The organism is Nocardia sp. A7, from assembly GCF_046549215.1.
Classification (GTDB): Bacteria; Actinomycetota; Actinomycetes; order Mycobacteriales; family Mycobacteriaceae; genus Nocardia.
The window spans coordinates 476,171-502,308 of record NZ_JAJPWE010000003.1 but is presented as its reverse complement, the minus strand read 5'-3'; the positions used below and the strand labels follow the sequence as shown (position 1 = coordinate 502,308).

Genomic DNA, 26,138 nt, shown 5'->3' with positions numbered 1-26,138 from the left:
GTCACTCGTCACTCTGGCGATCCCAGTCGGAAATCGCCTGTGCGGCGAGGTGGAGAAGGTGCGCGCCCTCGTCGGGGTCGCTGGTGAACGGCTCCCAGAAATCGGGGCCGGGAGTGGCCTCGAGGTCGAGGACCGGTGGGGCCAGCCAGTCGGCGTCGAGGCCGAGTTTCCAGGAGTGCAGGTGGGTGCGGGGGAGCGCGGCGGTGCGGTCGAACAGCGGGTCACCGAGGATCGGGTGGCCGATCCAGGCCAGCTGCACGCGAATCTGATGGCGGCGTCCGGTCACCGGCCGCAGCGCCAGCAGCGCGTGCTCGCCGTGCCGGGCGACGGTGCTGAACAGTGTTCGCGACGGATAGTTCTTCGCGGGCAGCAGGTCGGCCTCGTCGAGGAACCACCGATCGCCCGCGCGCTGGATGGCCTCGCGCGGCGCCGCGATCCGCACCCGATTCTTGCGCCCCACACTCAAGGCCAGATCGATCTCGCCACGATCGGGCAGGTCGGCCCCCGACACGATCGCCAGATACGCCTTACGCGCGGTCTGATTGTTGAACTGCCTGGTCAACGGACCGTGCGCGGCCAGGTCGGTGGCCAGCAGCACCAGCCCGGAGGTGACCTTGTCGATGCGGTGCACCGGATACAACTGCGTCCCCGCCGCCTGCGCCAACTCCACCAGATCGGTGTCGTGCCGTTCCCCCGTCACCGAGATCCCCGACGGCTTGTTCAACGCGAGCACCGCGTCATCGGCGAACACGGTGCAGTTCTCGCGCACGCTGCGCCAATCCAAATCCACTACAACACCCTAGATAATGGTGTCGTCACCCGGCGTGCGGTGGCGCGGCTCATGCCTGCCGCAGGCGGTGGGGGCGCAGGCGATTGAACCCGCGGACGCGGACGCTGCGCAGGTGGCGGATGGCGAAATCGGGATGGTCGTGTAGGGCATCGGCCGCCGCGTCGTCGATGAGGACATTGCCGGGACGGGCCACACCGGTGAGCCGGGCGGCGATATTGACGACCGAGCCGTACACGTCGCCGAAGCGTTGCAGTACCTCGCCGTAGGCGAAGGCGACGCGCAGTTCCGGGGTGCCGCCGACGAGCATGGTCGACTCCTGGATGGCCAGCGCGATGTAGGCGGCGTCCTGGGCGGTCTCGGCCGCGAACATCACCTCGTCGCCGACATTCTTGATCACCCAGCCGCCGTTGTCGGTGATCGCCGAGGTGGTGGTCGACTCGAAAGCTTCGAGGAGCGTGGACAATTCGTCGGGATGCAGGTGCCTGGTGAGCCGGGTGAAGCCGACCATATCGGCGAATCCCACCGCCAGCGTCCGCGTCGAACCGCCGCCCTTGGTCTCGTTGGACCGAGCGACCGCGGCCGCCAGATGCCTGCGCCACACATACGACTGCAACTGTTCGATGCTCGCCATCGTGGACTCTGTCGCGGCCCTTACCCGTTCCTCCAGCGCAATCGCGGGGTCGCCCGCGGCCGCGCGCGCTTTGATCTCGGCCAACACCAGATCGGCCTGCCACTCCGCCAGCCGCGCCATCCCCTGACCCATCGTCCGCGCCGCCGCGGCCTGCTGCCGAATATCGGACTCGGCAACAACTCTCATGCTCCGAAAGTTGGTGACCGCGGTGACATCGATCTGCGTGTAGTCGACCTCGGCGTCCTGATTGGCCGGGAATCCCAGCGCGGTCCACAATCGCCGCGACTCCGCCTCCGGCACACCCGACTGCTCGGCCACCTGCGTGCGCGTATACCGCCGCGGCCCACCGAGCAACGCCTCCTCGACAGTGTGCTGCACCAACTCGGTCATCTCGGCCTCCGGCATACCCAAACTCTACGACTGCGCCGCGCGAGCGATGGTCATCCTCGTCATCGCATTGGCAACCTTCATAAATCCGCTTCCCCCGACGGTGACCCCCGGCACAGCGCCGCCGACCTCGATGTCGGTAACCTGGTCACTTACCCGCCGGTGCGCAACGGCTGACAAAAGTGCGTACTTGTCCGTGGTCGGACGGCGAACCGACACTCGGTCCAGGGAGGTCGCCCCGACCACCCGCGAGGACAGGGAGTGGCGATGATCAAGGAATCGGTGACGGTGCTCGGCGCGGGGTCGATGGGCAGCGCGCTGGCAGGCGCCTTCCTCGCCGCGGGCTACCGCACCCATGTCTGGAACCGCACCCACGCACGAACGGCACCTCTGCTGCGCGCGGGCGCCACCGCCCATCCCGACATCGCCGATGCCATCGCCGCGAGCCGATGCACGAGCTGCTGAGCCGTGCGGTCGCCGAGGGGCGCGGTGCGCAGAGCATCACCGCGTTGATCGAGCTGTTGCGAACGCGCCAGCCCAGCTAGCTGTAGGTGGCCGGCAGGGTGACGCACGTCGTTGACCAGCCGAACAAACCCTTCGCACAGTGCGATGCAGTGGGGTCGGCAGTCACCTTCTACGCTGGCTGCCATGTCGTCACCCGCTCTCGGCGAGTTCCTTCGCACCCGGCGCGCCCGCATCCAACCCGCCGCCGTCGGACTGAGCGAATACGGTCGCCGCAGAATGGTCGGGTTGCGCCGCGAGGAAGTCGCCCAACTGGCCGGGATGAGTGTGGATTACTACACCCGGTTGGAGCGGGGGCGCGGCGCGGACTTCCCCGATTCGGTACTCGACTCGGTCGCCCGCGCCCTGCGCCTCGACGATGCAGAGCGCGACCATTTCTACACGCTGGTCCGCCCCGCCGACCCCGATTACAACTACTGCCCGACGATTCGCCCCGGCACGCGACTACTGCTCGACGCGATCACCACGCCCGCGTTCATCCTCGGTCGCCACATGGAAGTTCTGGCGTGGAATGCCATGGGCGACAAGGTGTTCGGCTTCGCGGCCGAACCCGAAGGCAATCTGGCCCGTTTCACCGTCCTGCACCCCGCCGCTGGCGTCTTCTATCCCGACTGGGAACCGGTCGCCGCGGAGACCGCCGCCTACCTCCGTCGCCAGGTGACCCGCTGCCCGCGCGATCGCCGACTGACCTCGCTCATCGACGAACTCATCGCCGGGAACCCGGTGTTCCACCGCATCTGGTCGGTCCAGGCCCCCGCGGGTAATCCGCACGGCAACAGGCTGATTCAGCATCCGGTGGTCGGCCGCATCGAATTCGGTTACGAGACATTGGATCTGCCCGGCGACGAGGATCAGCTGCTGGTGGTCTACACGGTGGACCCGGCCTCGCCCGCGAGCGACACTGTCGACGCGTTGCGTGGGCGTGAACTGGTCGACATGCACTGACCCGGTCGCTCGGGCCTCGGCTCGAATGAGACGCTCAGGACATGACGATCGTCAGCCCTTCGTAGCCGACACCTGCGGAAACCGGTGGGGCATAACCGGATCAGCTATCCTGGAGCCGATCAGGGAGGTCACTCATGCCTATCAAGTTCCGTCAGCGCAAATCCTTCGGACCGCTGAAGTTCAATTTCACCCAGTCGGGACTGTCGTCCTGGGGCATCAAGATCGGCCCCTGGTCCTGGAACTCCCGCACCCGGAAGAACAGCGTCGACCTGCCCGGCCCCATGAGCTGGCGCCAGCGCTGAGCTGTCTCGGCGACCGTCACCGTCACACCGGCCCATCGCCGGCACGTCGATAGCGGTCCCGCACACCCGCGAAGCACGATCGCGGGTCATCCGAGCCCCCGACGAACACCCGCCGCACTGCCGAAAGCTGCGCTCGTCGTTCGGTCTGTCGGCGTCGGCCTTGCTCTCCCGAACACGCGTGTCGGTTTCGTCCAAGACGCGGTCGGGGAGGTTCTCTAGGCTGACCGCAGGCAGTTTCCGACGTTCGTATTCAGGAGGATTGTGATGGCACGCGAACTGGTTTACACGGGGTTCATGTCGCTCGACGGCGTGGTGGACTCGCCCGGTGGAACGGTTGAGGGGCATCGCAGCGGCGGGTGGGTGATGGAGACCGAGTTCGTGCCGGAGGCGTTCTCGCTCAAGGGTGAGGAACTCGCCGACACCACCGCGCTGATGTTCGGCCGTCGCAGCTACGAGGCGTTCGCCCCGATCTGGCGCGATTCCGAGGACCACGCCGCCTACAAAGCTCTGCCCAAATATGTTGTCTCCTCGTCGCTTGCCGACGACGCGCTGATCGACGGGTGGGGCGAGATCACCATTCTGCGCTCGACCGAGGACATCGAGAAACTCAAGCAGACCGACGGTGGCCCGATCTATATCCACGGCAGTGCCGAACTGGCACAGCGTCTTTCGGACGCCGACCTGATCGATCGGTACAACCTGCTCGTGTTCCCGGTGCTGCTCGGCGCTGGCAAGAGCCTGTTCGGTCGGGCCGATCGACCCAAACAGCAACTGCGCCTGCGTGACTCGGCGGCCTATGCCAACGGCGTCGCCAAAATGGTCTACGACGTCGTGCGCTGACCGACATCCAGCGCGATCGCGCCCTCGCTACCCTCGCGCAGCTGCCGCGCCGTCCGGCCGACGAAGCGGCGCAGCGCGCGGGCGAGGTGGGGCTCGTCGTAGTAGCCGAGTTTGTCGATCACATCGGCCGGCGCCGAACCCGCGCTCAGCAGCAGCGCCGCGGTGCGCGCCCGCTCGATCTGGCGGACCGCGCCCTGGGTGAGGCCCGTCGCCGCCCGGAAGCGACGTTCGAGCGTGCGTTCGGTGATCGCGGCAGGCAGACCACGCAGCGTGTCGGCGACCAGGGCATCGCGGACCACGACACCCTGGTCGACAAGCCGCTCGACCAGCGCTTCCGCGTCGTCGGCGCCCGGCGTCTCCCAGCGGTCGCCGTCCAGCCAGAAACCCCGTGAGCTCACATCGGGCAGGACGATCCCACTGTCGACCAGGGTCGTGGCGGGCACCGCCCGCAACGATGTGCCGACCGCGAACTGGATCCCGACGAAGTCGGCACCCTCGGGAACGGGCGCGGTACTGGTGGTGACTTCGGGCCCGGTGACCGCCGCACAGGGCAGACCCTGCTGCTCCCAGAACACCAAACCCCAGGTCTCGGTCGCCACAGAAGTCATCTCCGCGACCCGCTCACTGCGGCAGGTCCAGACCGACGCCACCCACGGCGAATCCGATAATCGGGTCTCGAACACCAATCCCACCGTGCGATCCTAATCGCGCGGCCTGCCGGAATTCCGGTGAAATAGGCCCGGCCCGCGGTGCTACGGCAGCGGCAGGCAGGAGCTTCCGGTATCCAGACCGCGCCCGCCGACCTCGACCACGATGTACTGCGCGGAGGTGTATTGGCCGGGCTTGAACTGCTGGGCGACCAGATTTTGCCGACCGGTGTACTCAGGTGTCCAGTCGAAGGTCGCGGTGCCGTTCTCGGGATGATAGACAGCGACCCCCAGCTGCTTTCCGTTGCCGGGAACCGAACCCCCACTGATGCCGATGGTCACCTCACCGGCTTCGGAAACCGGCGCGTCGACGCCGACCGTGACCGTATAAGAGCAGCCGGTACGAAGGCCCTCGGCCGACTGTTCCACACTGATTCCGGTCACTGCCGCGGTCGCATTCGGTGCGGCCGTCATCATGGCGGGCACGGCGCCGAGCATCACAGCAAAGCCGAATCGGCGAGTCCGAACATTCATGGGTTGTCCTCTCTGTGCGTGGTTCTACCTTCGCATGATCAGGTCGGGTCATCCTCCGAATCCCGGAGCCCGCCGGACTCGAGTCCGCCCTCACCGCCGACCCGAGCCCATGGCACGGGTTCACCTCCAACCTCGCCGCCGCGCGCCCTATGGCCGGAGTCGGTACCCCGGGGTGAGTGGGCCGCAGTACCGCAGCGCGATGGCTGGGAGTGTGTGGCGTCGATAAGTTCCCATTGATTCGAGAGGGGAACGATGCGATACACAACAGTAGCTGTGGTGCTCGCACTGGCCTCGGTGATCAGCGGATGCGCCGCCATGGACACTCTGCGAAGTGACGTCGATGCGATCGCGGCACTGGGCACTACCGGAGTACAGGCCAGGGTCGTGGGCGACGGCAGCGACCGGACAGCGGTAGCGGGCTACTCGAATATCGTTTCCCTGGAAGATGTTTCGCCCGACGGCCACTTCCGGATCGGCAGTTTGACCAAGACGATGGTCGCCACCGTGGTTCTCATGCTGGTCGGCGAAGGTCGTCTGTCGATCGATGACACCGTCGAGCAGTGGCTACCGAATATGTTGCACGGCAACGGAAATGATGGCTCATCGATCACTGTCCGGCAATTACTGCAGCACACCAGCGGTATTCATGAAAGTCCGCCCGAAATGGCCACTGCCGAGGACTATTACCGGCTCCGCTATCAGGTGCGCGATCCGCGCGACACGGTGGCCGCGGCCATGCGGCACGCACCCGATCTCGCGCCGGGTGCGGGGTGGTCGTACTCCAATGTCGGCTACGTCCTGCTGGGTCTGATCATCGAACAGGTCGGAAACCGTCCCTGGCACGACGAGGTCGCCACACGAATCCTCGAACCTCTCGGACTGCGCGACACCCACTGGCCCGGCGACGCGCCGACGCTCCCCGAACCCCACGCGAACGGCTATCAGCAATTCGAGGTCGACGGTCCACTGATCGATGTCACCGAACTGGTGGACGCCGACGCCTCCGTCGGCTACCTCTCCACCACCGCCGATGTCGGCACCTTCTACCGAAGCCTGCTCGGCGGACAACTGCTCCGACCCGAAGAGTTGGCCCAGATGCGCACCACGGTGCCGGTCGACGGCGTCACCGGGCTGGTATGGCCCGGCGCGAGCTACGGCCTCGGACTGTTCTCGGTGCCGCTGTCCTGCGGCGGCACGTATTGGATGCACAACGGCGGCCAGACGGGGTTCCTCACCAATGCCGGCGTGACCGACGACGGCACCCGAAGCGCCGTGGTCTCCCTGTCCGCCGCTCTGGCAGTCGGTGAAGACGTCACGCGGAGCAGGGGATTCGCGCAATTGCGGGCGGTCAACGAACTGGTAGACCGCGCGCTCTGCGAAGAATAGGCCCGGCCGGGTCACTTCTCACGTCGCGGTTGCGGTGCGGTCGGCGAGCAGTTGTAGCACTCGCAGGAAGACGCGGCGATCGGTGGCCGGGAGGTCGGCCAGCAACTGCCGCTCCTGCTCCCGAATGTCGCGCTGTGCGCGCTCGCGCAGGCTCGTGCCGTCGGCGGTGAGCCGGATCAGATTGACTCGCCGATCGGCCGGGTCGGGTTCGCGCAGGATCAAGCCGCGGCTCTGGAGGTCGTCGAGGACGGGGATGATGCGCGTCTTGTCCGCTCGGATCGCCTTGGCGAGCGCGGCCTGGGTGTGGACGGGCTCTTCGTCCAGCCCGAGCAGCACCATGTAGGCCCACATGGTGAGCCCGTGTCGTTCCAGGACGGGTCGTTCCGCGTCGGTCAGTGCGCGGCCGAGCGGCACGAGCATGGCCGCGAGGTCGGGGCGGGTGGGTTCGGGCATGGTCGAAATCTACTGTGGCGAGGTCGGGCGTCGGTAACCCTTGGCAGATGATAAGCATAAGCGTATGGTCTGCATATGCGTAGCATTCTGGACGATCGCCTTCTGCTGACCCGCCACGAGCGCGCGGTTCGACTGAGTACCGACGCGGTCCAGGCGGCCGTCGACGTGCCGCTGAAAATCGAAACACCCTGCGCGGGATGGGATCTGCGCGCACTGCTGGATCACATGAGCACCCAGAACCGCGGCTTCGCTGCCGCCGCGCGCGGTGCGCAGGATCCGACGGTCTGGGAGGTCCGTTCCGCCGCCGACCCGATCGACGACTACCTGCGCTCCGCGAACGAAGTCGTCGCCGCGGTCGCCGAATCCGATGCTCACACCTGGGCCCTGCCCGAGATCCCACCCGGCCGGTTCCCCGCCCCGATCGCCCTCGGCTTCCACCTCATCGACAGCGTCGTCCACGCCTGGGACGTCGCCCGATCCATCGGCCGCTCGATAGACCTCGACCACGACCTGGCCCCGACGGCCCTGAGTATCGCCGAAGCGGTCCCCGCCGGTGCGTCACGTCTGCGCCCCGACGCTGCCTTCGCTCCCGCGCTCGACGTCACAAATTTGCCGGGCGGGCTGGTCAACCAGCCCGGTCAGGCGAAGGAAAGCATCGACGCGGCGGCGACCCTCGACCGGATCCTGCGCCTCCTCGGGCGCTCACCTGACTGGACGCCGAGTCGACCGTAGCCGTCCCGTCGCTGTTCTCCGAAGCCCTACCCGCAGGAACCGATACTCATCAAAGAAGGGATCCAGAAAAGTGGGTCATTACAAAAGCAACCTCCGCGACTTGGAGTTCAATCTCTTCGAGGCGCTCGGAATCGGTCCGATCCTGGACTCCGATGCCTATGGCGACTTGGATTCCGACACCGTTCGCCAGATGCTGCGTGAGGTTCGCCGGTTGGCCGAGGGGCCGCTCGGCGAATCCTATGCAGAGGCGGACCGCCACCCCCCGGTATTCAACCCGGAGACGCACAGCGTGACGCTGCCGGAATCGTTCAAGAAGTCCTTCCGGGCGCTCGAGGCGGGCGGCTGGGCGCACATCGGCATCGCCGAGGAGCTCGGCGGTACGCCCGCGCCGAACGCGGTGTCGTGGGCGCTCTACGAGATGATCCTCGGCGCACAGCCGGCCGCGTACCTGTACAACGGTGCCGCGAACTTCGCGAACGTGCTCTACCGCAACGGCACCGATGCGCAGAAGGAGTGGGCGAAGGTCATCGCCGAGGGCAAGTGGGGGGCCACCATGGTTCTGACCGAGCCCGATGCCGGTTCCGACGTGGGCGCGGGCCGCACCAAGGCGATCGAGCAGGCGGACGGCACATGGTTCATCGAGGGCGTGAAGCGGTTCATCACCTCTGGTGACTCGGACGACCTGTTCGACAACATCATGCATTTGGTCCTGGCCCGGCCCGAAGGCGCGGGCCCGGGCACCAAGGGGCTGTCGCTGTTCTTCGTGCCGAAATTCCATTTCGACTTCGAGACCCGGCAGGTCGGTGCGCGCAACGGTGTTTTCGTCACCAATGTCGAGCACAAGATGGGCCTCAAGGCTTCGGCCACGTGTGAGATCACGTTCGGCGGCCACGGGGTTCCCGCGGTCGGCTGGCTGGTCGGCGAGGTCCACAACGGAATCGTGCAGATGTTCGACATCATCGAGAACGCACGGATGATGGTCGGCACCAAGGCGATCGCCACCTTGTCCACCGGCTACCTGAACGCCCTCGACTACGCGAAACAGCGTGTGCAGGGCCCTGACCTGACCCGAGTCGCGGACAAGGCCGCACCTCGCGTCACCATCACCCACCACCCGGATGTGCGTCGCAGCTTGATGCTGCAGAAGGCGTACGCCGAAGGTCTGCGCGCGGTGTATCTGTATACGGCGGCGCATCAGGATCCCGACATCGCCGCGCTGGTTTCCGGTGCGGACGCGAAGACCGCGCTCCGGGTCAACGATCTGTTGCTGCCGATCGTCAAGGGCGTCGGCTCGGAACGGGCTTACCAACACCTGACCGAGTCGCTGCAAACGCTCGGTGGATCGGGTTTCCTGCAGGACTATCCGATCGAGCAGTACATCCGTGACGCCAAGATCGACAGCCTCTACGAAGGCACGACCGCGATCCAGGCGCAGGACTTCTTCTTCCGGAAGATCGCCCGCGACGGCGGCATGGCGTTGGCGCATCTGATGGGTGAGATCGCCGAATTCATCGACAGCGACGCGGTCGACGGCAGGCTCGAGGCCGAACGTCTGCTGCTGAAGACCGCGCTCGGTGAGGTGCAGGGGATGACCACCGCGATGAGCGGCTATCTGGTTGCCGCACAGCAGAATCCGATCGAATTGTACAAAGTGGGTCTCGGCTCGGTGCGGTTCCTGTTGGCGGTCGGTGACTTGGTGATCGGTTGGCAGCTGTTGCGTCACGCCGAGATCGCGCTGACCGCACTGCATACCGGCGCCGACAACGGGGACACCGCTTTCTATGCGGGCAAGGTCGCTGCTGCGGCTTTCTTCGCGAAGAATGTCCTCCCGGAACTGGCGTCGACCCGAAACATTCTGTCCGACATAGACAACGACATCATGGAACTCGACGAGGCGGCGTTCTAGATTCCACTCGCCGGATGGAAGCTCGGGCCGCTCAGCTCGGTTCGAGTTCTCCGCGCACGGTGGCGGCGATGCGGGTGAGAGCGGGGCCGAGGTTGCGGCGCTGAGCAGCGGTCAGCGGATCGAACACGAGCCGTTTGACGTGCGCGACGTGCGCCGGAGCGCTCTCGACGAGCTTACGGCGGCCGCCGTCGGTGAGGGTGGCGAAGGTGTATCGGCCGTCGCTGGGGTCGGGGCGGCGGGTGACCCAGTCGCGGGCTTCGAAGCGGTCCATCGCCTTCGACAGGCGGGGCTGGGTGCTGTCGCAGACCCGGGCGAGATCGCTCAGGCGCATCGTGTCGTCGTCGGCCATGGACAGCTGAGCGAGCACCCCGTACTCGAAGTTGGAGATGCCCGCGTCGCGTTGTAGCTGGCGATCGAGGGCTGAGGGCAGGGCGATGACGACCGTGAGCAGCGCCTGCCACAGGTCCTGTTCATCCTCATCGAGCCAGGTTGAGGGGGTGTTCATGAGCACATCGTACTTGCCTGGACAACTCGCACTTGCCTAGGCAAGTCATTGTGGGCTACCTTTTAACTTGCCTAGGCAAGTAAAGGAGCTGATTTCGATGACCACCCTCACATCCAGGGGCGACCCGAATTCCCGCACACCGGCTGGCGCGTACGACGATCTCCTCGCCCGCGTTCTGCCGCAGGCGCGGGCGCAACGCGAGTGGAATCCGTCCGACGGGCCACTGCCCAGCCTGTTCGTCAGCCACGGTGCCCCGTTCACCCTCGACGATCCGCAGTGGCTCGGCGACCTCTTCGCCTGGGCGCAGTCGATGCCCAAACCTCGTGCCGTCGTTGTCATTTCGGCCCACTGGGAACAGGCGCCGGTCTCGATCACCGCGGCCAAGGCGGGCACCCCGCTCTACTACGATTTCAGCGGTTTCCACCCCCGCTACAAGACTCTTCCCTACGCCACTCCCGACGCCACCGACTTGGCTCACCGACTCACGGGTCTGCTCGGCAGCACCCCGGTGCACGAGTTCGCCGATCGCGGGCTCGACCACGGCGCGTTCATCCCGCTCATGGCGATGTATCCGGCGGCCGATGTGCCGGTCGTTCAGCTGTCGATGCCCAGCCTCGACCCCGGCGCGCTCTTGGCGCTCGGAGCACGCCTGCGGCCCCTGCGCGAAGAAGGCGTTCTCGTGCTCGGCTCGGGGTTCATGACGCACAGCTTCGCGGTGTTCGGGCGGCCCGAGCTCGCCACCCGGACCGCTGCCTTCGATGAATGGGCGGTCGACGCCCTCGCCCGCGGCGACGTCGACGCACTCACCGACTACCGGAAGAAGGCGCCCGGTGTCGCGGTCGCCCATCCGACGGCCGAGCATTTCGTCCCGCTGCTACTCGCCGTCGGCGCCGCCGACGACCCCGCGAGCGCGGTGAGCGCCATCGACCGCCTGGTCATGGGCAACTCCATCCGCTCGGTCCAATTCGACTGAGCGGATTCGACTTTCACCTTCTTACTCGAGCGCCTCATCTCGTGGCGACGGAAACCGAACACCCTGGAGGACAGTTCCATGAAGGCAATCCGTTTCCACGATTTCGGTACCAGCGAAGTCCTGCGCTACGAAGACATCGACCGTCCGGTTCCCGGCGCTGGGCAGGTGCTGGTGCAGGTGGCGGCCACCTCGTTCAACCCGGTCGACGACCACATCCGCGCAGGCCACATGGTCGAGATGCTCCCGATCGCGCTGCCCTACGTGCCGGGCCTCGACCTGGCGGGCACTGTCACCGAACTCGGCGCGGACGTGACCGGTGTTGCGGTCGGCGACCGGGTCGTGGCGATGCTGCCACTGAACTCCGCGGGCGGCGGCGCCGAATACGCGCTCGTCCCCGTCGAATCCGTGGCCCCGGCGCCGCGGACGACCGAGCTCGTCGACGCCGCGGCGCTGCCGCTCACCGGCCTCGCGGCCTGGCAATTGGCGTTCGAGCTCGCCGAGCTGAAGCCCGGCCAGACCGTCTTGGTCAACGGTGCGGCGGGCGCGGTGGGCAGCCTCGTCGTGCAACTGGCCGTCGACGCGGGAGCTCAGGTGACCGCGATGGACGCACCGCAGCACGCCGACCGCCTTCGCGGCTACGGCGCGGTCCGGGTCAACGGCCCCCTCGACCTCGCCGCTGGTCCGGCCGCGGTGGGCGGTCCGTTCGAGGTCGTGGTGAACCACGTGCGCTTTTCCCCCGAGGAACTCGCCCAGCTGACGAACTACGTCGCCGACGGCGGGGTCGCAGTGAGCTCGGCGGGCCCGATTCCCGAAGACACCACCCGCGGAGTCCGCACCGCGAGCCTGTGGGTCCGCAGCGACGGAGCACAACTGAGCGAGCTGGTCGCCAAGGTGGACGCAGGCAAGCTCCAGATCCACATCGCCGACCGCCGCCCGCTGGCCGAACTGGCCGACGTACACGCAGACGCAGCCGCCGGCCGTCTGGCAGGCAAAACTGTCGTACTCATTCCCTGATCCCTTTCGACCGCCCCGTTGCTGGGGTCCGGGAGTTCGAGACCCTCGCACTAGCGGGATTTGACCCATTGAGCAATTGAGCTCGGCTCAGGCTCGCCGTTCCGGCGGTGTCGGCATACCTGGATGGTCAGGGGGCGGGGTGGTCCACAGGGCGCTGATCGGGATGCCGGACAGGCCGTCTCCGAAGGGGAGTTGCTGGTCACCGCTGTAGACGACGAAACCGGCGTGGAAGCGGTCGCCGAGTCGGCGTTGGAGGGCCCGCAGTCCCCGGAAATCATCGGTGCGGATGGTCTCGGCGGCCTTGACCTCGATCGCGACGACGCGGCCTGCGTTGTCCTCGAGGATCGCGTCGACTTCGTAGCCGTCGCGGTCGCGGTAGTGATGCAGTCTGGCCATGGTCGTACTCCAAGTGAGTTGGCGGGTCACTTCGCCGAGTACGAAGGTTTCCATGATGGCGCCGGTGGCCGCGTCGTTGGTGATGCCAGTCAAAAGGTGGGCGGCGAGACCGGAGTCGGTGAAGGTCAGTTTCGGCGTCGAATGTCGGCGACCTGATGCACGTCGCGGCTCATGATGTCATCGAGGTAGGAGCTATAGAACTGGGCGCGTCGTCGGGGTGCGGTGCGGCGGATGGCTTCGGGATATCCGCCCCTGGCGGCCAATGCCTGATAGTCCTTGCGTCTGAGCTCCGACGGGCCGGTGCGAAAATTGCTGCCTGCGGCGAACACTGCATCGACGAAACCATCTGGAGTGCCGCTGATTTCACCTTGGGAGAGAGGGAACAGTTCCACGGTTTCCGACCGCCCAGGTAGTGAATCACCCAACTTGCTCAGTCCGAGTAGCCGGGCCGAGCCGGTCAGTAGGAAGTGTCCGGGCCGTGGGTCGCGGTCGACTGCGTGTTTGATCGACAGCCACAGGTCAGGGACGCGTTGGACTTCATCGATCATCATCGTGCCGGGGCATCGAGGAAACCGGCGGGATCCGCTGCCGCAGAGGTACGGGTTCGTACGTCGTCGAGGTAGCGTTTGGTCACCTCGGAGAAACCCCGCAGGCTTACCTATAGTCGTCAATCTGCCGATCCATGTACGTCAAATCTCGAACGCGTCGGTTCATCCATAGAGGGGCGTTGTCTCCTGGTCATCCTCGGCGAGGTAGGCCTGTCCTGCCCATAACTCTTGACTTGAACTATGGTTGAGGTTAGAGGGTTACACTCATGACTACGAACATGATTCAGCCCCCGGTTGTCGACGACGACACCGTGGACCACACCGCCGACATCGCCGCGATTCGTCAGATCATCACCGACACGCAGACGGCGTACAACACCAACGACGCAGAACTCATGACCGCACAGTTCACCGCGAATGCTGTGGTGGGCAATGCCGTTGGCATGCTGATCAGTGGACGTGACGCGCTGCTCGACGCGAACAGGCGCGGGTTGGCCGGATTCCTGAAGGACGAATACGTCCGATACGACGTCGTCGACGTGACCTTCTTGCGCCCGGACGTAGCCATCGCCCACAAGACAGCACGCGCCATCACCGCCGACGGCACCCTGATCGACACCGAACCTGCGATGGTCGCGCTCTATGTGCTGGTCAAGCAGGACGGGCAGTGGTGGACCGCAGCCCGGCAGAACACCTTGGTGCCGTCAGCGGGGTGATCCGAACAGCCGGCGCCAGACCTGCTCGCCTGCGTCGGCGAGTTCTTGGGGGTTGGTCGTAGAGGGGATGTATCTGGTCTGAGCAGCGTTGCTGATCATGCTGGTCGGTCGGCAACGTTCAGACGGGCGACAAATCCAGTCGGTGGATTGGGCGTCCGTCACCAATCCAGTAGTATGCATTTAGTTGGGTAATAGCCAACTAAATGCATACTCTCACCAGGAGGGATGGCGCTGATGGCTGAGCATCGCAGCACCGCGCTGCCCGGCGAACTCTGGCGGGCACCCCTTCGGACCCTTCGGCCGCAGGACTTGGCCGACATCTACGCCCAACCGCGTCCCGAGATCGCGCGGCTCGTCGATCGGGGCGTACTGCATCGCGTTGCTCACGGCTACTACGTAGTCGTCGCGCCGGACCATGTCGGCCAGACCTGGCTGCCCGCTCTGGAGGCTGTCGCCGCAGGTATCGCGGCATCGATTTACGGGCCGGATCAGGCCATCGTCATGGGAATCAGCGCGGCTCGTGTACTGGGAGCCGTGCCGCGTGCGCTGGCGACCGCGATTGTCGCCGTTCCGCGCCAGCACCGGTCGATCGCACTGACCGATCGCTCGGCGCAAGTCCGGTTCGTTCGCCGCGATACCGAAGCGCTCGACGCCGAGCGTGTCGAAACGCCGCTGGGCCCTGCGCTGGTCACGACGCCGGAGCAGACCGTGCTCGATCTGGCCCGACGCCCGGAGCTGGGCAATGCCGAGGCGGAGGTTCGTCCGTCGATCGAGACGCTCTACCGTCGTAGCGATCCGGTGAGACTCGCGCAGCTCGCTACTGACCAGCGCCTGGGTGCGGCCCTTCGGCGTGCGCAAAGTTGGGTGGAGGCATGAGGATCGACGAACGCGACAGTGTCGCAGTTCAATTCGGTGTTTCCCCGGAGCAGGTGGAACGAGACCATCTGATCTCCCATCTACTGGCGGCAATCAGCGCAACGTTCGGCGAGCGGCTGCACTTCATCGGCGGAACCGCCCTTGCTCGTACGCATCTGGTCAGCGGCAGACTCAGCGAAGACATCGATCTCGTTGCCCTGGACAACCGGACAGTACTGGCAGGCGAACTCGACGCTGCACTACCGCGATCCGTCGCGCGAAGCTACGGTCGGCTGGAATGGGCGCCGTCGTTGAGCAATGTTCCGGATACCGGTGCCGCCCACCTTCGCTCCGCGTCCGGTGTTTCGGTCAAAATCCAGTTGCTGTCGGCACGTGGCAGAGCGGCTTGGCCGACCGAACTCCGCGACCTCGAGCAGCGGTACACCGACGTGCCACCGGCCGAACTTCTCGTGCCCACATTGCCAGCTTTCGTCGCGGGGAAGACCGTGACATGGCATGACCGGCGCGCAGCACGCGACCTGTGGGACCTCTGGGCGCTGAACGGCATCGGCGCGATCGACGCCACTGCGGGAACCTTGTACCGCAGGCACGGCCCGACCAACCGGCTGCCAGCCCCGCAGTTGTTCGACCGAGCACCTGACGAGGACGACTGGAACGCACAACTGGCCGGGCAAACTCGCCTGGTGATCAGCGCCGAGATCGCGATGTCCGCGGTGAGAGACGCCTGGGCACGTATTACGGGGTGACTCGAAGCGACGGTTTCGGGGTTGAACAGTGACATTCCAACCTGCGACTGCCCTTAGGGCAATCGGGTAAGGCCTCGATCGTTTGTGGTGCCCTCGGCAGGATTCGAACCTGCGACACCCGCTTTAGGAGAGCGGTGCTCTATCCCCTGAGCTACGAGGGCGGGGGGCCGCTTCGGTGGGCCGAGGTGAGTATAGCGTGGGGTCGAGGGTGGGGGTGTGGGCCTGTTCAGAAGGCGTCGAAACCGCCGCCGCCGCTGTCGAAGCCACTGTCGTAACCGCCGTTGCTGCCGAAATCGGTGCCGCTATCGCCGGGGTCGAGTCCGGCCTGGTCGTAGCCGGGATCCAGGGCCGCTTCGCCGGTGCCGTCTTCGAAGGCTTGGGCGTCGTAGCCGACCCCGCCCATTCCGGCGAACATTGTCGTGAACAGCAGCACCGAACCCGCGCCCCACGCGCCTGCGATCAGGGCGGGTTTCCACCATGGCTCGGAGTACCAGCCGGCGGGGACGGGGCGGCCTGCCACGCGGCCGCCGGGGAAGTAGTTCGGGGTGCCGGCGGAGGGGGAAGGGGAGGCCGTGATCGTGCGGCCGTTGTGGGCGACGGTGCGTTTCTCGTCGACCTGACCGGCGATGTCCTGGCCGTCGATGGTGGGGATCGGGGGTCCGGGGTCCATGTCCATCGCGAGTCGGGCGGCGCGGATGTAGTAGAGGCCTTCCAGCGCGGATTGCTTGGCGAGTCGGGCTTGGGCGGGGGAGCTCGCGCGGTCGATCTGGCTGCCCGCGGCGTTGTACCGCTCTGACCCGTCGGCCAACGCCTGGCGGGCGGCTTCGTTGCGGGGGGAGAGCTGGTAGACCTGTCCGCCGAGTCGCTCGTTCGTCACCCTCGCGTCGGCCTTGGCCTCTTCGAGCTCGCGCGCGTTGCGCTTGTTCTGTTCGGCACGCAGGTACAGCAGGGTACCGACGCACACCACCACGATCACGATCAACCACCACAGCATCGCGTGCCTCATTTCGTCGAGGTCTCGAGATGCCATCCAGTTTACTGATCAGTTGCCCAAACGCGCTGACCGGCGTTGATCAGCGCGTTGCCGATTAGCTACCTGCGAGATTCCGGGCAATCACCAGGCGCTGGATCTGGTTTGTTCCTTCGAAGATCTGCATGACTTTGGCTTCGCGCATGTAGCGCTCGACGGGGAAGTCCTGGGTGTAGCCGTAGCCGCCGAAGACCTGGACCGCGTCGGTGGTCACCTTCATGGCCGCGTCGGTGGCGACCAGTTTGGCGACCGAGGCCTGGCGCGAATACGCCAGGCCCGCGTCGCGGCGGCGAGCGGCGTCGAGGTAGGTGGCGCGGGCGCTGTCGACGGCGGCGGCCATGTCGGCCAGGACGAAGCCGAGGCCCTGGTGGTCGATGATCCTGCGGCCGAAGGCTTCTCGTTCCTTGGCGTAGGCGACTGCCTCGTCGAGGGCGCGCTGGGCGACGCCGGTGGCGACGGCGGCGATGCCGAGGCGGCCCGCGTCGAGGGCGCTGAAGGCGATCGAAAGTCCTTGTCCCTCTTCGCCGATGCGACGGTCAATGGGCAGGAAGGCGTCGTCGTAGGCGGCGGTGGTGGTGGGGATGCCGCGCAGGCCCATCTTCTCCTCGGGCTTGCCGAAGCTCAGGCCATCGGTGTCGGCGGGGACCAGGAAGCAGGAGATGCCGCGCGAACCCTCGCCGGTGCGGGCGAACAGGGTGTAGAAGTCGGCGCGGCCGCCGTTGGTGATCCAGGCTTTCGTGCCGTTGAGCCGGTAGCCCCCGTCGATTCCCGTTGCCCGGCAGCGCAGCGCGGCGGCATCGGAACCGGCGTGCGACTCGGAAAGGCTGTAGGCGCCGATGGTTTCGCCCGACAGCATGCCTTCGAGCCACTGCTGCTTCTGCTCGTCGGTGCCGTAGGTGAACAGCGGATGGCAGGACAGTCCGTGCACGCTCACCGCGACAGCGACGGCGGCCCAGCGACTCGCGATCTCCTCCAGCACCTGCAGGTACACCTCGTACGGCTGCGCGCCGCCGCCGAATTCCTCCGGGTACGGCAGACTGAGCAACCCGGCCGCGCCGAGCGCGGGGAACACGCCGTCCGGGAAGACTCCGGTCTTCTCGCTCTCGGTGACACGCGGCTCGAGCACCTTGTCGGCGATGTCGCGGGTCAGTTCGATCAGCTCGCGTGCCTCGTCGGTGGGCAACATCCGGTCTACAGCCATACTCATCACAGTACGTCGAGCACTGAATTGCGTGCAATGCGACATGGAATTTCGTACCCCTATACTGGAGTTATGGCTGCGCTTCCACCGAACAAGCATCAGGAGAAGAGTCTGCGGACCCGGACGCTGCTGCTCGATGCCGCCATCGAGAGCCTGGCCGAGGTCGGCTACGCGGGTGCCTCCATCGCCGACATCACAGCCAGGGCCGGGGTGACGCGTGGCGCGCAGCTGCACCAGTTCCACACGCGCGGTGAACTTTTCGCGCAGGCCATCGGCCACCTCACCGATCGTCAGCGAGAAGCCATGCTGCGCAAGGCGAAAGCGTTGCCGGACGGCAGGTCGGCGGGAGCTGTGCTGGTCGAGTTGGTCACCGCTACCTTCGCGGGCAAGCTCGGTCGTGCCGCGGTGGAGTTGTATGTGGGCATCGCTAACGACGCGGCGCTGCGCCGCGAAATGCTGCGGGTGCAGCACGAACTCACCGTCGAACTGCTCGACCGCTGTGCCGGGCTGATCGACCCCGCCATCACCGGTGAGCGCTTGGAGAGCACCTTCTGGCTCACCATCAACCTGGTCCGTGGCGCCACGCTCGACGAGATGGTCGGCCGTGACCGCGTTCGTCGCAAACAGGTGCTGGCCGACTGGACCGCGTTGGCCGAGATCGCTCTGCGCTGAGCGGATCCGGCCGCGGTGTGAACCCGAGCAGGTAACTAATCGCCGGTGGGCAGGGACTCGGCGTAGGTCCTGAGCATGTCTTCGATCAAGGTGAGGATCGAGGCATCCAGGTCAGGGCGGGCATAGACGGGGCGGACGATCGCCTCGCCCGAGAACAGGTGCAGGAGCAGGAAGAAGACAGATTCCCGAAGCCTGTCGGGGAACTGGCTCAGTACGCCGGTCTGCTCGACGCCCTCGACCATCGCGGCGTAGTAGCTCGCCACCGTCGGCTCGATGCGGGCGCGCAATTCGGCATCGGAGCGGGCGGCGAGGTAGATCTCGCGCAGCGCGTGGGTGATGTTGGAGGATTGGGCCTCGCGCAGGAATCGCAGGGCGGTGTCGAGCGAATCCTCTTGTGCGCCCAGGTGTTCCATCAGTGCTCGGAACGCGGCGAGTTGGCGAGCGAAGACTTCGTCGGCGGTCCGCACGATCAGGTCCAGCCTGCTGTCGAACTGGCGGAACATCGCGCCGACGGACAGTCCGGCGCGGCCGCAGATTTCTTGGACGGTGGTGCGCTGGTACCCCAGCTCGCCGATCGCCGCGATGGTCGCGTCGACGAGTTTGGCCACCGTCGCGGCACGGCGTTGCTGCTGAGTGCGGCGTGGGCGTGGGGTCGCGGCGGTCATGGCCGATCATCCTGCCGTTGCGGCAGTCGCGGGCGATCCCCGGGGGACGTGATCGTTGACACAGTGGCTCGGCGCGTCCTACAGTCGTCACACTTTAGGAAACATTCACTCTCTTTTATGGTCGGCATGCGCCGCCACCTGGGGATTCGAGGAGCCGAATATGAAGATCGCCACCACAGGCAGCACCGGCAGGGTGCTCGCGCGGGCGTGTCTGGCGCTGATCGCTGGGCTCACGATCGCGACCTGCCCCGCCGTGGCGAGTCCGGCCGTGGCCGATCCGGTGCCGGTGGCCCCGCCGCTGCCGTTCCCGGTGCCGCCCGCACCGCCGTTCCTCGACCCCGCCTTCTACAACCCGGACCAGGCACGGGTGGCCGCGGCAGCCCCCGGCGAGATTCTGTCCGCGCGACAGGTGAACCTGGCCAACTTCTGGTTGATACCGCTCAACGTGCGCGCATGGCAGTTGTCCTACCGCAGCACCAATACCCGCGGCGAAGCGATTCCCGCCGTCGCGACGGTGATCGTGCCGCATCGGCCCGCGCCGACGGGAGAGCGCAGTCTGGTCTCCTTCCAGTTCGCCGAGGATTCGTTGTCGCAGAACTGCGCGCCGTCCTATGCCCTGCAGATGGGATCGCTGCCGAACCCGCTCAACAGCGTGATCGGGCTGGAATTCATCGAGGTGCAGTCGATGCTGCAACTCGGCCACGCGGTCGTGGTGCCCGATCATCAGGGCCCCGACGCGGCCTACGCCGTCGGTCCACTCGGCGGCCGGATCACCCTCGACGGCATTCGCGCCGCGCAGAACTTCGAGCAAGCCGAGTTGTCGGGCGCGGCGACCCGCACCGCGATGTGGGGATACTCCGGCGGTGCGATTCCCACCGCGCATGCCGCCGAACTACAGCCGGCGTACGCGCCCGAACTGAACCTGGTCGGCTCGGCGACCGGCGGCCTGCTCGCCGATATCCGGGCCGCCGTTGACTACAACAACGCGACGTCGACCTTCGGCGGCGCCGTGCTCGGCGGACTGTTCGGTGTCGCCCGCGAATATCCCGAAGTCGACCGATTCATCGAGCGGTACATGAACCCGCTCGGCAAGGGTCTGCGACTGGTGCACGAAGAGCAATGTGTCGCGGTGCAATTCGCGGCATTTCCGTTCGTGAACATCAAAGGTCTCTTCGACTATCCCGGCGACCCGATGGGCGCGCCCGAAATGCAGGCCGTGCTCGGCGAACTGACCCTCGGAAACCGTGGCACCCCGACCGCCCCGCTCTACATCTATCAGGCGCCGCTGGACGAGGCGATGCCGATCAACGCCGTCAACAAGCTCTACGACACCTACTGCCAGGATCCGGCCGCCACGGTCTCCTACACCCGCGACCTGTTCAGCGAACACGGCATCGCGGCCGTCTCCGGTGCGGGCTCGGTCGCCCTCTGGCTGAACGACCGGCTCAACGGCGTGCCTGCGCCGGCAGGCTGCCACAGCCGCGATGTGTACAGCCAGATCCTCGATCCCGGTGCGTTCGACGCGTTGGTCGGAGCCCTCGGCCAGACACTCGCCTCGGCACTGGGGATGCCCGTCTGACGAACGCCCGGATCGGCGGTGACGGGAGACCGCCTCGGGCGATCTATTATCTGCGCATGAATGCAGATGCCCGCTCGCCGCTGGCCGAGGATCAGGTGGGCTTGGTGGTCGAGGTGTTCCGAATGCTGGCCGATCCGACTCGGGTCCAGGTCCTGTGGGCTCTGGCCGACCATGAACTCTCGGTGAACGAACTGGCGAACCGGGTCGGCAAGCCGGGCCCCTCGGTATCCCAGCACCTGGCGAAACTGCGCATGGCACGACTCGTGCGGACCCGCCGAGAGGGCACCACCATCTACTACAGCCTCGATAATGATCACGTCCGCAGGCTGGTCGTCGACGCGGTACACAACGCCGAACACGCTGGCCCGGGCGTGCCGTCGCACCATAGCGGCCCTGATGGTCAGCCGCCCCATGAGCCGCCGTCTAGTTAATGATGACGAGCCGACCTGCAGGAATGTTGTCGGAGTAAACGATTGCGAGGCTCAAACCTTTCGGTAGCATCCGTTGTGACGTGGCTCATGCCACGGCAGGGACTTGAAGGAGCATCGATGCTGAGCACCATGCAGGAAGACCAGCTCTCGCTGGCCAAACTGCTCAACTATGCCGCAACTTTCCAGGGCGATTCGACCGTGTCCACATGGACCGGTGACGGTGTTCGCACCATGACCTACCGCGAGCTGGGTGCTGATTCGGCTCGCCTCGCCAACGCGCTGCGTGGGCTCGGCATCGAAGAGGGCGACCGCGTCGGCACCTTCATGTGGAACAACAACGAGCACATGGTCGCCTACATCGCGGTGCCCGCGATGGGCTCGGTGCTGCACGCGCTCAACATCCGGCTGTTCCCCGAGCAGTTGGTGTTCGTCGCCAATCACGCCGAGGACAAGGTCGTGCTCGTCGACGGCACGCTGCTACCGCTGTTCGCGCAGTACCTACCGAACCTGAAGACCGTGCGGCACGTGATCGTTGTCAACGGTGACCCCGCGGCGCTCACCGCGCCCGAGGGCGTCACGGTGCACTCCTACCGTGAACTTCTCGACGCGCAGTCGGCCGACTTCGACTTCCCGGTCATCGACGAACGCTCCGCTGCCGCGATGTGTTACACCTCCGGCACCACCGGCGACCCGAAGGGCGTCGTCTACTCGCACCGCTCCAACTGGCTGCACGCCATGCAGGTGAACTCGCCCAACGGCATGGGTTTCCAGGGCTCGGACTACGTGCTGGCCATCGTGCCGCTGTTCCACGCCAACGCGTGGGGCCTGCCGTACGCGGCGCTGATGTCGGGCGCCAACATCCTGATGCCGGACCGCTTCCTGCAGCCCGGCCCGCTGCTGGAGATGATGGCGGCCGAGAAGCCGACCTTCGCCGCTGCCGTGCCCACCATCTGGGGTGGCGTGCTGGCCGCGCTTGCCGCCGCACCGCAGGACATCTCACACCTGCGCACCGCCGTGGTCGGTGGTTCCGCGGTGCCGCCCGCGATGATGCGCGCGTTCGAGGAGAAGCACGGCGTGCGCATCCTGCACGCGTGGGGCATGACCGAGACCTCCCCGCTCGGCAGCGTCGCGCACGCGCCCGCGGGCGTCAGCGACGACGAGGCTTGGGAGTACCGCTACACCCAGGGTCGTTTCCCGGCCAACGTCGAGGCGCGGCTGGTCGGCGACGACGGCAAGGTCGTCCCGAACGACGGCGAGGCGCTCGGTGAGCTCGAGGTCCGCGGCGCGTGGATCACCGGCTCCTACTACTCGCCCACCGGCGCGGAGATCGACCCGGACAAGTTCGACGACGGCTGGCTGCGCACCGGCGATGTCGGCAAGATCAGCCCCAACGGCTACCTCACCCTGGTCGACCGCTCCAAGGACGTCATCAAGTCCGGTGGCGAGTGGATCTCCTCGGTGGACCTGGAGAACGCGGTGATGGGCCACCCGGCCGTCGCCGAGGCCGCGGTCATCGGCGTTCCGGACGAGAAGTGGGACGAGCGCCCGCTGGTCGCCATCGTGCTCGCCGAAGGCGCCGCCGCCGAGGCAACCGAACTGCGCGACTACCTGGCCGACAAGTTCGCCAAGTGGCAGCTGCCGGAGCGCTGGACCTTCATCGCCGAGGTCCCCAAGACCAGCGTGGGCAAGTTCGACAAGAAGCGCCTGCGCGCCCAGTACGCCGAAGGTGAACTGGAAGTCACCACGGTGTAATTGGAGCGCTGGCGCGCTCGAATCGCGGCCCTTCGGGCCGCGATGACGAAGTAAGCGCAAAAAGGGCGGGCGTGGAATTGCTTCCACGCCCGCCCTTTTCGGTTCTACCTCAGCAGTTGCGGAGCTCCGGGCTCTGGTTGAGGAGCTGGGCTCGCGGGCTGATGTAGCGGGTGTAGGTCTCCCCGCCGACGGCCGACAGCGGGAAGGCCGCGACCCGGTGGCAGTTCTGGAAGGCCAGCTTCACACCGAAATGCCGTTCCAGGCCGCCACGAATGGCGTCGGAGGCTAAGGCGCGCAGCAGCTGACCGCGGGCCACCTCGTCCGGCGGCGGGATCCGGTTGTCGGCGTATTCGTCGGTGCCGGTGCGCAGGTCGTCCGCGACCCGGCTCACCACCTCCCATGCGTAGGGCAGTGACGTACGGACACATTCGACGAATTCGGCGTCGTCGATATTGCCCTGTTCGGCGCGTTCGAGTAGTGCGGCGGGAACATCGAGGGACATGGCGCTCTCCTCCTGCTTGGGGGTGGTCGGCGGGATGCGATGCCAGGTCCGAGTCTAAACGAAATTCGTTGTCAATAACCCTGGATTCGTTCCGAAAGTGCTTTTCGGAGTGCGCTTTTCGCGTCGGCGGCCAGGTCGGCGACCAGTTCGCTTGCTGGTTGCCCGGTGCTGAGCGAATGCGCTTGTCCCGCCCACAGATTCACTTCGTCGGAGTTGCCGCCCGCTCGCGCGGCGGCCCGCAACGGGGCAGTGGCGTAATGGATTTCGGGGTAGGCGGCCGGCGCGTCGGCGGTGTGTTCGACGAGGAAACGGTTGCGAATCCCGCGGGCGCGGCGTCCGGTGAACGCGCGCGTGAGCATCGTCGGTTCCGCCGTCCCGATCGCGCCGCGGTGCACGGGATTGGTGCCCGCTTCCGGGCAGCGCAGCAGCGCGGTCCCGATCTGCGCCGCCGACGCGCCTGCTGCCAGCACTGCGGCCACGCCCGCGCCCGTCGCGATCCCGCCCGCCGCGACGAGCGGTCGGGAAGTGACGGCGGTGAGCAGCTGGATCAGGGTCAGCAGGCCGGGCGGGTCGATCGGGTCGTCGGCGGGGTCGTCGAGGAAGCTCGCGCGGTGCCCGCCCGCCTCGGCGCCCTGGGCGATCAGCACGTCGGCGCCCGCGTCGACGGCGATCAGTGCCTCGGCAGCCGAGGTGACCGTCACCCACACCTCCGAGCCGACCGCGTGCAGCCGGTCCACCTCCACCGCGGTGGGGCACCCGAAGGTCGTCGAGACCACCGCGACCGGATCGGCGACCAGGAGATCGAGCTTGTCCTCCCAGCCGTCGGTGTCGTGCTCCGGGGTGCCGAGGGGGAATTCGGCGCCGAGTTCGGCGAGGTAGGTCGCGTAGGCGACCGGATCGGCCACCGGCCCCGGTGCGAACAGGTTCACGCCGAACGGTGCCGCGGTGGCCGCTCGCGTCGCTGCGATCTGTGCCGCCACCGCCTCGGTGCCGAGGTAGCCCGCGGCGAGCTGGCCGAACCCGCCCGCGGCCGTCACGGCGACCACCAGTTCGGGTGTGGAAGGGCCGCCTGCCATGGGCGCGGCGATGATGGGGGCAGTCAAGGTCTCGATCACCATGGGTCGAGTCTGATCGGTCGCGGCCGTGTTCAGGCCCCATGACAACACGTGTGATGCGTCGGACACCGTGATCGTTACTGTGTGGCACCGTCATCTACCTGCGATTTTGTGATCGAAGGTTGCGGAATGGTCACGGCCGAGTAGTGTTCGCGTCACAACGTATGCCGAACCGTTACACATAGTTCGGCAGTGGAGAACACCCAGGTGGGCTCCGGGCCGGTCGCAGACCGGTTTCGTTTCCTTGTTGGTCGGACGCTAGGACGAGATCTTGTCGCAGCACCGTGTGGGTCCCGAATCCATCTCCGTGCAGGCTCTGCTTGCGCACGCGGATGTTCGGAGCCCGAGCAGGAGCAGGCACCGCGCCGAGGCCTCGCGCACCGATCGGGTGCGCGTCGCCGCGAGTGCCGCGGTCGCCGCGGGTGCCCTGGTCGGCGTCACAGCCCAGATCGCACCGGCCCTGGCCTTCGCCGCGCCGCTGCTGCCGACCCACGACGACAGCGTCGAGGAATCGGTCGTACCCGAGTCCGCACGCGCCGATGTCGACCTCGTCGCCGCGCAGCAGGTCTCCGCGCACGTCGAGACCCCCGCACCGGTGAACGCGGTCGCCGCGGCGATCGCCGCCCCCGTGGCCGCGCCCTTCGGTATCGGCAACCTGCCTCCCGAGATCTCCGGCCCGCTCTCGCAGGTCGAGGACATCCTGCAGGGCATCCAGCACCAGGTCGCGCCGCCGCAGGCCGCCCGGCCGGTCGCGGGTCCGATCAGCTCCGGCTACGGCGCCCGCTGGGGTGCCATGCACTACGGCATCGACTTCGCCGACTCGATCGGCGCCCCGATCAAGTCCGTGTCCAACGGCACCGTCATCGAGGCGGGCCCGGCCTCGGGCTTCGGTCTCTGGGTGCGCGTGCTGCACGACGACGGCACCACCGGCGTCTACGGCCACGTCAACGAAATGCTGGTCAGCGAGGGCCAGCGGGTCAACGCGGGCCAGGTCATCGCGACCGTGGGCAACCGCGGCCAGTCCACCGGCCCGCACCTGCACCTCGAGATCTGGGATCAGGGCGGCGACAAGATGGACCCGATTCCGTACCTCGCGTCCAAGGGCGTGCCGCTGGAGTGGGGCCCTTCCGCGCACTGAGCGCCTATGAGCGCGGAGCTTTCTCCGCACAGCGAGTGACGGTGGTTCTATGAACCCCGTCACTTTGCCGTTGACGGGGGCAACACCTCGCTGGGCCGGGTCGATACGTCTCTGGGCCCCGAGCACTGGGGGCACGCGACTCGGACATGATGCTGTCGGTCTATATGATGGCTCGATCTGCACGATGCGGGGCAGCCGCGCGTA

Annotated in this window: 30 protein-coding genes and 1 tRNA gene; 17 read left to right on the top strand and 14 right to left on the bottom strand. The window is 66.7% G+C overall.

Features of this window, described 5'->3' with window-relative positions; translation table 11 throughout:
- Position 1 precedes the first annotated feature (1 nt).
- On the bottom strand, positions 2 to 790 hold the full coding sequence (locus ACLJPD_RS20165; protein WP_410874078.1) for an RluA family pseudouridine synthase: 789 nt from the start codon (positions 788 to 790) through the stop codon (positions 2 to 4).
- Positions 791 to 839: 49 nt separating this feature from the next.
- Entirely contained in the window at positions 840 to 1,826 is a 987-nt protein-coding gene (locus ACLJPD_RS20160; RefSeq protein WP_410874077.1) for an adenylate/guanylate cyclase domain-containing protein, read from the bottom strand.
- A 249-nt stretch (positions 1,827 to 2,075) separates the two neighbouring features.
- Here ACLJPD_RS20160 and ACLJPD_RS20155 point away from each other — a divergent pair, with 249 nt between their 5' ends.
- The 4 genes from ACLJPD_RS20155 (at position 2,076) to ACLJPD_RS20140 (ending at position 4,417) form a co-directional block, all read left to right on the top strand.
- A complete protein-coding gene (locus tag ACLJPD_RS20155) occupies positions 2,076 to 2,273 on the top strand; it encodes an NAD(P)-binding domain-containing protein (protein ID WP_410874075.1) in 198 nt (65 codons plus the stop codon).
- Positions 2,274 to 2,456: 183 nt separating this feature from the next.
- On the top strand, positions 2,457 to 3,275 hold the full coding sequence (locus ACLJPD_RS20150; protein WP_410874073.1) for a helix-turn-helix transcriptional regulator: 819 nt from the start codon (positions 2,457 to 2,459) through the stop codon (positions 3,273 to 3,275).
- Positions 3,276 to 3,409: 134 nt separating this feature from the next.
- Entirely contained in the window at positions 3,410 to 3,577 is a 168-nt protein-coding gene (locus tag ACLJPD_RS20145; protein ID WP_410874071.1) for a DUF4236 domain-containing protein, read from the top strand.
- A gap of 264 nt (positions 3,578 to 3,841) precedes the next feature.
- Entirely contained in the window at positions 3,842 to 4,417 is a 576-nt protein-coding gene (locus ACLJPD_RS20140) for a dihydrofolate reductase family protein (RefSeq protein WP_410874069.1), read from the top strand.
- On the opposite strand, the gene ACLJPD_RS20135 is transcribed toward ACLJPD_RS20140, so the two are convergent.
- Complete coding sequence (locus ACLJPD_RS20135) at positions 4,399 to 5,109, bottom strand: helix-turn-helix domain-containing protein (RefSeq protein WP_410874067.1); 711 nt, start codon at positions 5,107 to 5,109, stop codon at positions 4,399 to 4,401. The genes ACLJPD_RS20140 and ACLJPD_RS20135 overlap by 19 nt on opposite strands.
- A 60-nt stretch (positions 5,110 to 5,169) precedes the next feature.
- Positions 5,170 to 5,598, bottom strand: a complete 429-nt coding sequence (locus ACLJPD_RS20130; protein ID WP_410874066.1) for a hypothetical protein — start codon at positions 5,596 to 5,598, stop codon at positions 5,170 to 5,172.
- Between the two features lie 252 nt (positions 5,599 to 5,850).
- On the opposite strand from ACLJPD_RS20130, the gene ACLJPD_RS20125 reads away from it, so the two are divergent.
- Positions 5,851 to 6,984 (top strand): serine hydrolase domain-containing protein, encoded by a 1,134-nt coding sequence (locus ACLJPD_RS20125; protein WP_410874064.1) that lies wholly within the window; start codon positions 5,851 to 5,853, stop codon positions 6,982 to 6,984.
- A gap of 18 nt (positions 6,985 to 7,002) precedes the next feature.
- Here ACLJPD_RS20125 and ACLJPD_RS20120 read toward each other — a convergent pair whose 3' ends face one another.
- Positions 7,003 to 7,437: a MarR family winged helix-turn-helix transcriptional regulator gene (locus ACLJPD_RS20120; RefSeq protein ID WP_410874062.1), complete on the bottom strand. Its 435-nt coding sequence runs from the start codon at positions 7,435 to 7,437 to the stop codon at positions 7,003 to 7,005.
- Between the two features lie 75 nt (positions 7,438 to 7,512).
- On the opposite strand from ACLJPD_RS20120, the gene ACLJPD_RS20115 reads away from it, so the two are divergent.
- Together ACLJPD_RS20115 and ACLJPD_RS20110 are read left to right on the top strand one after the other, a co-directional pair.
- Positions 7,513 to 8,169 carry a TIGR03086 family metal-binding protein gene (locus ACLJPD_RS20115; RefSeq protein ID WP_410874061.1) on the top strand — a complete coding sequence of 219 codons (657 nt, stop codon included), beginning with the start codon at positions 7,513 to 7,515 and terminating at the stop codon, positions 8,167 to 8,169.
- 70 nt (positions 8,170 to 8,239) lie between these two features.
- Positions 8,240 to 10,075, top strand: coding sequence for an acyl-CoA dehydrogenase (locus ACLJPD_RS20110; protein WP_410874059.1), 1,836 nt, complete (start codon positions 8,240 to 8,242; stop codon positions 10,073 to 10,075).
- A gap of 31 nt (positions 10,076 to 10,106) precedes the next feature.
- Here ACLJPD_RS20110 and ACLJPD_RS20105 read toward each other — a convergent pair whose 3' ends face one another.
- A complete protein-coding gene (locus ACLJPD_RS20105) occupies positions 10,107 to 10,580 on the bottom strand; it encodes a MarR family winged helix-turn-helix transcriptional regulator (protein WP_410874058.1) in 474 nt (157 codons plus the stop codon).
- Positions 10,581 to 10,677: 97 nt separating this feature from the next.
- Here ACLJPD_RS20105 and ACLJPD_RS20100 point away from each other — a divergent pair, with 97 nt between their 5' ends.
- Positions 10,678 to 11,553, top strand: coding sequence for a dioxygenase (locus ACLJPD_RS20100; RefSeq protein ID WP_410874056.1), 876 nt, complete (start codon positions 10,678 to 10,680; stop codon positions 11,551 to 11,553).
- 78 nt (positions 11,554 to 11,631) lie between these two features.
- Positions 11,632 to 12,567, top strand: coding sequence for an NADP-dependent oxidoreductase (locus ACLJPD_RS20095; protein ID WP_410874054.1), 936 nt, complete (start codon positions 11,632 to 11,634; stop codon positions 12,565 to 12,567).
- Positions 12,568 to 12,654: 87 nt separating this feature from the next.
- Here ACLJPD_RS20095 and ACLJPD_RS20090 read toward each other — a convergent pair whose 3' ends face one another.
- Together ACLJPD_RS20090 and ACLJPD_RS20085 are read right to left on the bottom strand one after the other, a co-directional pair.
- On the bottom strand, positions 12,655 to 13,056 hold the full coding sequence (locus ACLJPD_RS20090; RefSeq protein WP_410874052.1) for a DUF4143 domain-containing protein: 402 nt from the start codon (positions 13,054 to 13,056) through the stop codon (positions 12,655 to 12,657).
- A gap of 32 nt (positions 13,057 to 13,088) precedes the next feature.
- On the bottom strand, positions 13,089 to 13,511 hold the full coding sequence (locus tag ACLJPD_RS20085; protein ID WP_410874534.1) for an AAA family ATPase: 423 nt from the start codon (positions 13,509 to 13,511) through the stop codon (positions 13,089 to 13,091).
- Between the two features lie 266 nt (positions 13,512 to 13,777).
- Here ACLJPD_RS20085 and ACLJPD_RS20080 point away from each other — a divergent pair, with 266 nt between their 5' ends.
- From ACLJPD_RS20080 to ACLJPD_RS20070, 3 genes are all read left to right on the top strand, one after another.
- Positions 13,778 to 14,227, top strand: a complete 450-nt coding sequence (locus ACLJPD_RS20080) for an SgcJ/EcaC family oxidoreductase (protein WP_410874050.1) — start codon at positions 13,778 to 13,780, stop codon at positions 14,225 to 14,227.
- 234 nt (positions 14,228 to 14,461) lie between these two features.
- Positions 14,462 to 15,103, top strand: coding sequence for a type IV toxin-antitoxin system AbiEi family antitoxin domain-containing protein (locus ACLJPD_RS20075; RefSeq protein WP_410874048.1), 642 nt, complete (start codon positions 14,462 to 14,464; stop codon positions 15,101 to 15,103).
- Positions 15,100 to 15,849, top strand: a complete 750-nt coding sequence (locus ACLJPD_RS20070; protein WP_410874046.1) for a nucleotidyl transferase AbiEii/AbiGii toxin family protein — start codon at positions 15,100 to 15,102, stop codon at positions 15,847 to 15,849. The genes ACLJPD_RS20075 and ACLJPD_RS20070 overlap by 4 nt, the downstream gene beginning before the upstream one ends.
- An 85-nt stretch (positions 15,850 to 15,934) precedes the next feature.
- On the opposite strand, the gene ACLJPD_RS20065 is transcribed toward ACLJPD_RS20070, so the two are convergent.
- The 3 genes from ACLJPD_RS20065 to ACLJPD_RS20055 form a co-directional block, all read right to left on the bottom strand.
- Positions 15,935 to 16,010 (bottom strand) — tRNA-Arg (locus ACLJPD_RS20065).
- A gap of 65 nt (positions 16,011 to 16,075) precedes the next feature.
- Positions 16,076 to 16,843, bottom strand: a complete 768-nt coding sequence (locus ACLJPD_RS20060) for a DUF1542 domain-containing protein (RefSeq protein ID WP_410874045.1) — start codon at positions 16,841 to 16,843, stop codon at positions 16,076 to 16,078.
- Between the two features lie 94 nt (positions 16,844 to 16,937).
- On the bottom strand, positions 16,938 to 18,080 hold the full coding sequence (locus tag ACLJPD_RS20055) for an acyl-CoA dehydrogenase family protein (RefSeq protein ID WP_410874043.1): 1,143 nt from the start codon (positions 18,078 to 18,080) through the stop codon (positions 16,938 to 16,940).
- A gap of 72 nt (positions 18,081 to 18,152) precedes the next feature.
- On the opposite strand from ACLJPD_RS20055, the gene ACLJPD_RS20050 reads away from it, so the two are divergent.
- The gene (locus tag ACLJPD_RS20050) at positions 18,153 to 18,752 is read left to right on the top strand and encodes a TetR/AcrR family transcriptional regulator (RefSeq protein WP_410874041.1); all 600 of its coding nucleotides are present in this window, start codon (positions 18,153 to 18,155) and stop codon (positions 18,750 to 18,752) included.
- 35 nt (positions 18,753 to 18,787) lie between these two features.
- Here the strand turns inward: ACLJPD_RS20050 and ACLJPD_RS20045 are convergent, their stop codons facing one another.
- Complete coding sequence (locus ACLJPD_RS20045) at positions 18,788 to 19,417, bottom strand: TetR/AcrR family transcriptional regulator (RefSeq protein WP_410874039.1); 630 nt, start codon at positions 19,415 to 19,417, stop codon at positions 18,788 to 18,790.
- Positions 19,418 to 19,577: 160 nt separating this feature from the next.
- Between ACLJPD_RS20045 and ACLJPD_RS20040 the strand changes: the two genes are divergently transcribed.
- From ACLJPD_RS20040 to ACLJPD_RS20030, 3 genes are all read left to right on the top strand, one after another.
- Positions 19,578 to 20,996, top strand: a complete 1,419-nt coding sequence (locus ACLJPD_RS20040) for a lipase family protein (protein ID WP_410874037.1) — start codon at positions 19,578 to 19,580, stop codon at positions 20,994 to 20,996.
- A 56-nt stretch (positions 20,997 to 21,052) separates the two neighbouring features.
- Positions 21,053 to 21,427, top strand: a complete 375-nt coding sequence (locus ACLJPD_RS20035; protein WP_410874035.1) for an ArsR/SmtB family transcription factor — start codon at positions 21,053 to 21,055, stop codon at positions 21,425 to 21,427.
- 117 nt (positions 21,428 to 21,544) lie between these two features.
- Entirely contained in the window at positions 21,545 to 23,179 is a 1,635-nt protein-coding gene (locus ACLJPD_RS20030; RefSeq protein ID WP_410874033.1) for a long-chain fatty acid--CoA ligase, read from the top strand.
- Positions 23,180 to 23,288: 109 nt separating this feature from the next.
- On the opposite strand, the gene ACLJPD_RS20025 is transcribed toward ACLJPD_RS20030, so the two are convergent.
- Positions 23,289 to 23,681, bottom strand: coding sequence for an SCO5389 family protein (locus tag ACLJPD_RS20025; RefSeq protein ID WP_410874031.1), 393 nt, complete (start codon positions 23,679 to 23,681; stop codon positions 23,289 to 23,291).
- Positions 23,682 to 23,752: 71 nt separating this feature from the next.
- A complete protein-coding gene (locus tag ACLJPD_RS20020; protein WP_410874029.1) occupies positions 23,753 to 24,799 on the bottom strand; it encodes a nitronate monooxygenase in 1,047 nt (348 codons plus the stop codon).
- Between the two features lie 268 nt (positions 24,800 to 25,067).
- Between ACLJPD_RS20020 and ACLJPD_RS20015 the strand changes: the two genes are divergently transcribed.
- Positions 25,068 to 25,934 (top strand): M23 family metallopeptidase, encoded by an 867-nt coding sequence (locus tag ACLJPD_RS20015; RefSeq protein WP_410874027.1) that lies wholly within the window; start codon positions 25,068 to 25,070, stop codon positions 25,932 to 25,934.
- Positions 25,935 to 26,138 lie beyond the last annotated feature (204 nt).

Excerpts from the sequence above, each read along its gene's own strand:
- ACLJPD_RS20160 (WP_410874077.1), bottom strand. The coding sequence starts at position 1,826 with ATGCCGGAGGCCGAGATGACCGAGTTGGTGCAGCACACTGTCGAGGAG.
- ACLJPD_RS20155 (WP_410874075.1), top strand. The coding sequence starts at position 2,076 with ATGATCAAGGAATCGGTGACGGTGCTCGGCGCGGGGTCGATGGGCAGC.
- ACLJPD_RS20150 (WP_410874073.1), top strand. The coding sequence starts at position 2,457 with ATGTCGTCACCCGCTCTCGGCGAGTTCCTTCGCACCCGGCGCGCCCGC.
- ACLJPD_RS20145 (WP_410874071.1), top strand. The coding sequence starts at position 3,410 with ATGCCTATCAAGTTCCGTCAGCGCAAATCCTTCGGACCGCTGAAGTTC.
- ACLJPD_RS20140 (WP_410874069.1), top strand. The coding sequence starts at position 3,842 with ATGGCACGCGAACTGGTTTACACGGGGTTCATGTCGCTCGACGGCGTG.
- ACLJPD_RS20130 (WP_410874066.1), bottom strand. The coding sequence starts at position 5,598 with ATGAATGTTCGGACTCGCCGATTCGGCTTTGCTGTGATGCTCGGCGCC.
- ACLJPD_RS20125 (WP_410874064.1), top strand. The coding sequence starts at position 5,851 with ATGCGATACACAACAGTAGCTGTGGTGCTCGCACTGGCCTCGGTGATC.
- ACLJPD_RS20120 (WP_410874062.1), bottom strand. The coding sequence starts at position 7,437 with ATGCCCGAACCCACCCGCCCCGACCTCGCGGCCATGCTCGTGCCGCTC.
- ACLJPD_RS20115 (WP_410874061.1), top strand. The coding sequence starts at position 7,513 with ATGCGTAGCATTCTGGACGATCGCCTTCTGCTGACCCGCCACGAGCGC.
- ACLJPD_RS20105 (WP_410874058.1), bottom strand. The coding sequence starts at position 10,580 with ATGAACACCCCCTCAACCTGGCTCGATGAGGATGAACAGGACCTGTGG.
- ACLJPD_RS20100 (WP_410874056.1), top strand. The coding sequence starts at position 10,678 with ATGACCACCCTCACATCCAGGGGCGACCCGAATTCCCGCACACCGGCT.
- ACLJPD_RS20095 (WP_410874054.1), top strand. The coding sequence starts at position 11,632 with ATGAAGGCAATCCGTTTCCACGATTTCGGTACCAGCGAAGTCCTGCGC.
- ACLJPD_RS20085 (WP_410874534.1), bottom strand. The coding sequence starts at position 13,511 with ATGATCGATGAAGTCCAACGCGTCCCTGACCTGTGGCTGTCGATCAAA.
- ACLJPD_RS20080 (WP_410874050.1), top strand. The coding sequence starts at position 13,778 with ATGACTACGAACATGATTCAGCCCCCGGTTGTCGACGACGACACCGTG.
- ACLJPD_RS20075 (WP_410874048.1), top strand. The coding sequence starts at position 14,462 with ATGGCTGAGCATCGCAGCACCGCGCTGCCCGGCGAACTCTGGCGGGCA.
- ACLJPD_RS20070 (WP_410874046.1), top strand. The coding sequence starts at position 15,100 with ATGAGGATCGACGAACGCGACAGTGTCGCAGTTCAATTCGGTGTTTCC.
- ACLJPD_RS20060 (WP_410874045.1), bottom strand. The coding sequence starts at position 16,843 with ATGCTGTGGTGGTTGATCGTGATCGTGGTGGTGTGCGTCGGTACCCTG.
- ACLJPD_RS20055 (WP_410874043.1), bottom strand. The coding sequence starts at position 18,080 with ATGGCTGTAGACCGGATGTTGCCCACCGACGAGGCACGCGAGCTGATC.
- ACLJPD_RS20050 (WP_410874041.1), top strand. The coding sequence starts at position 18,153 with ATGGCTGCGCTTCCACCGAACAAGCATCAGGAGAAGAGTCTGCGGACC.
- ACLJPD_RS20045 (WP_410874039.1), bottom strand. The coding sequence starts at position 19,417 with ATGACCGCCGCGACCCCACGCCCACGCCGCACTCAGCAGCAACGCCGT.
- ACLJPD_RS20040 (WP_410874037.1), top strand. The coding sequence starts at position 19,578 with ATGAAGATCGCCACCACAGGCAGCACCGGCAGGGTGCTCGCGCGGGCG.
- ACLJPD_RS20035 (WP_410874035.1), top strand. The coding sequence starts at position 21,053 with ATGAATGCAGATGCCCGCTCGCCGCTGGCCGAGGATCAGGTGGGCTTG.
- ACLJPD_RS20030 (WP_410874033.1), top strand. The coding sequence starts at position 21,545 with ATGCTGAGCACCATGCAGGAAGACCAGCTCTCGCTGGCCAAACTGCTC.
- ACLJPD_RS20025 (WP_410874031.1), bottom strand. The coding sequence starts at position 23,681 with ATGTCCCTCGATGTTCCCGCCGCACTACTCGAACGCGCCGAACAGGGC.
- ACLJPD_RS20020 (WP_410874029.1), bottom strand. The coding sequence starts at position 24,799 with ATGGTGATCGAGACCTTGACTGCCCCCATCATCGCCGCGCCCATGGCA.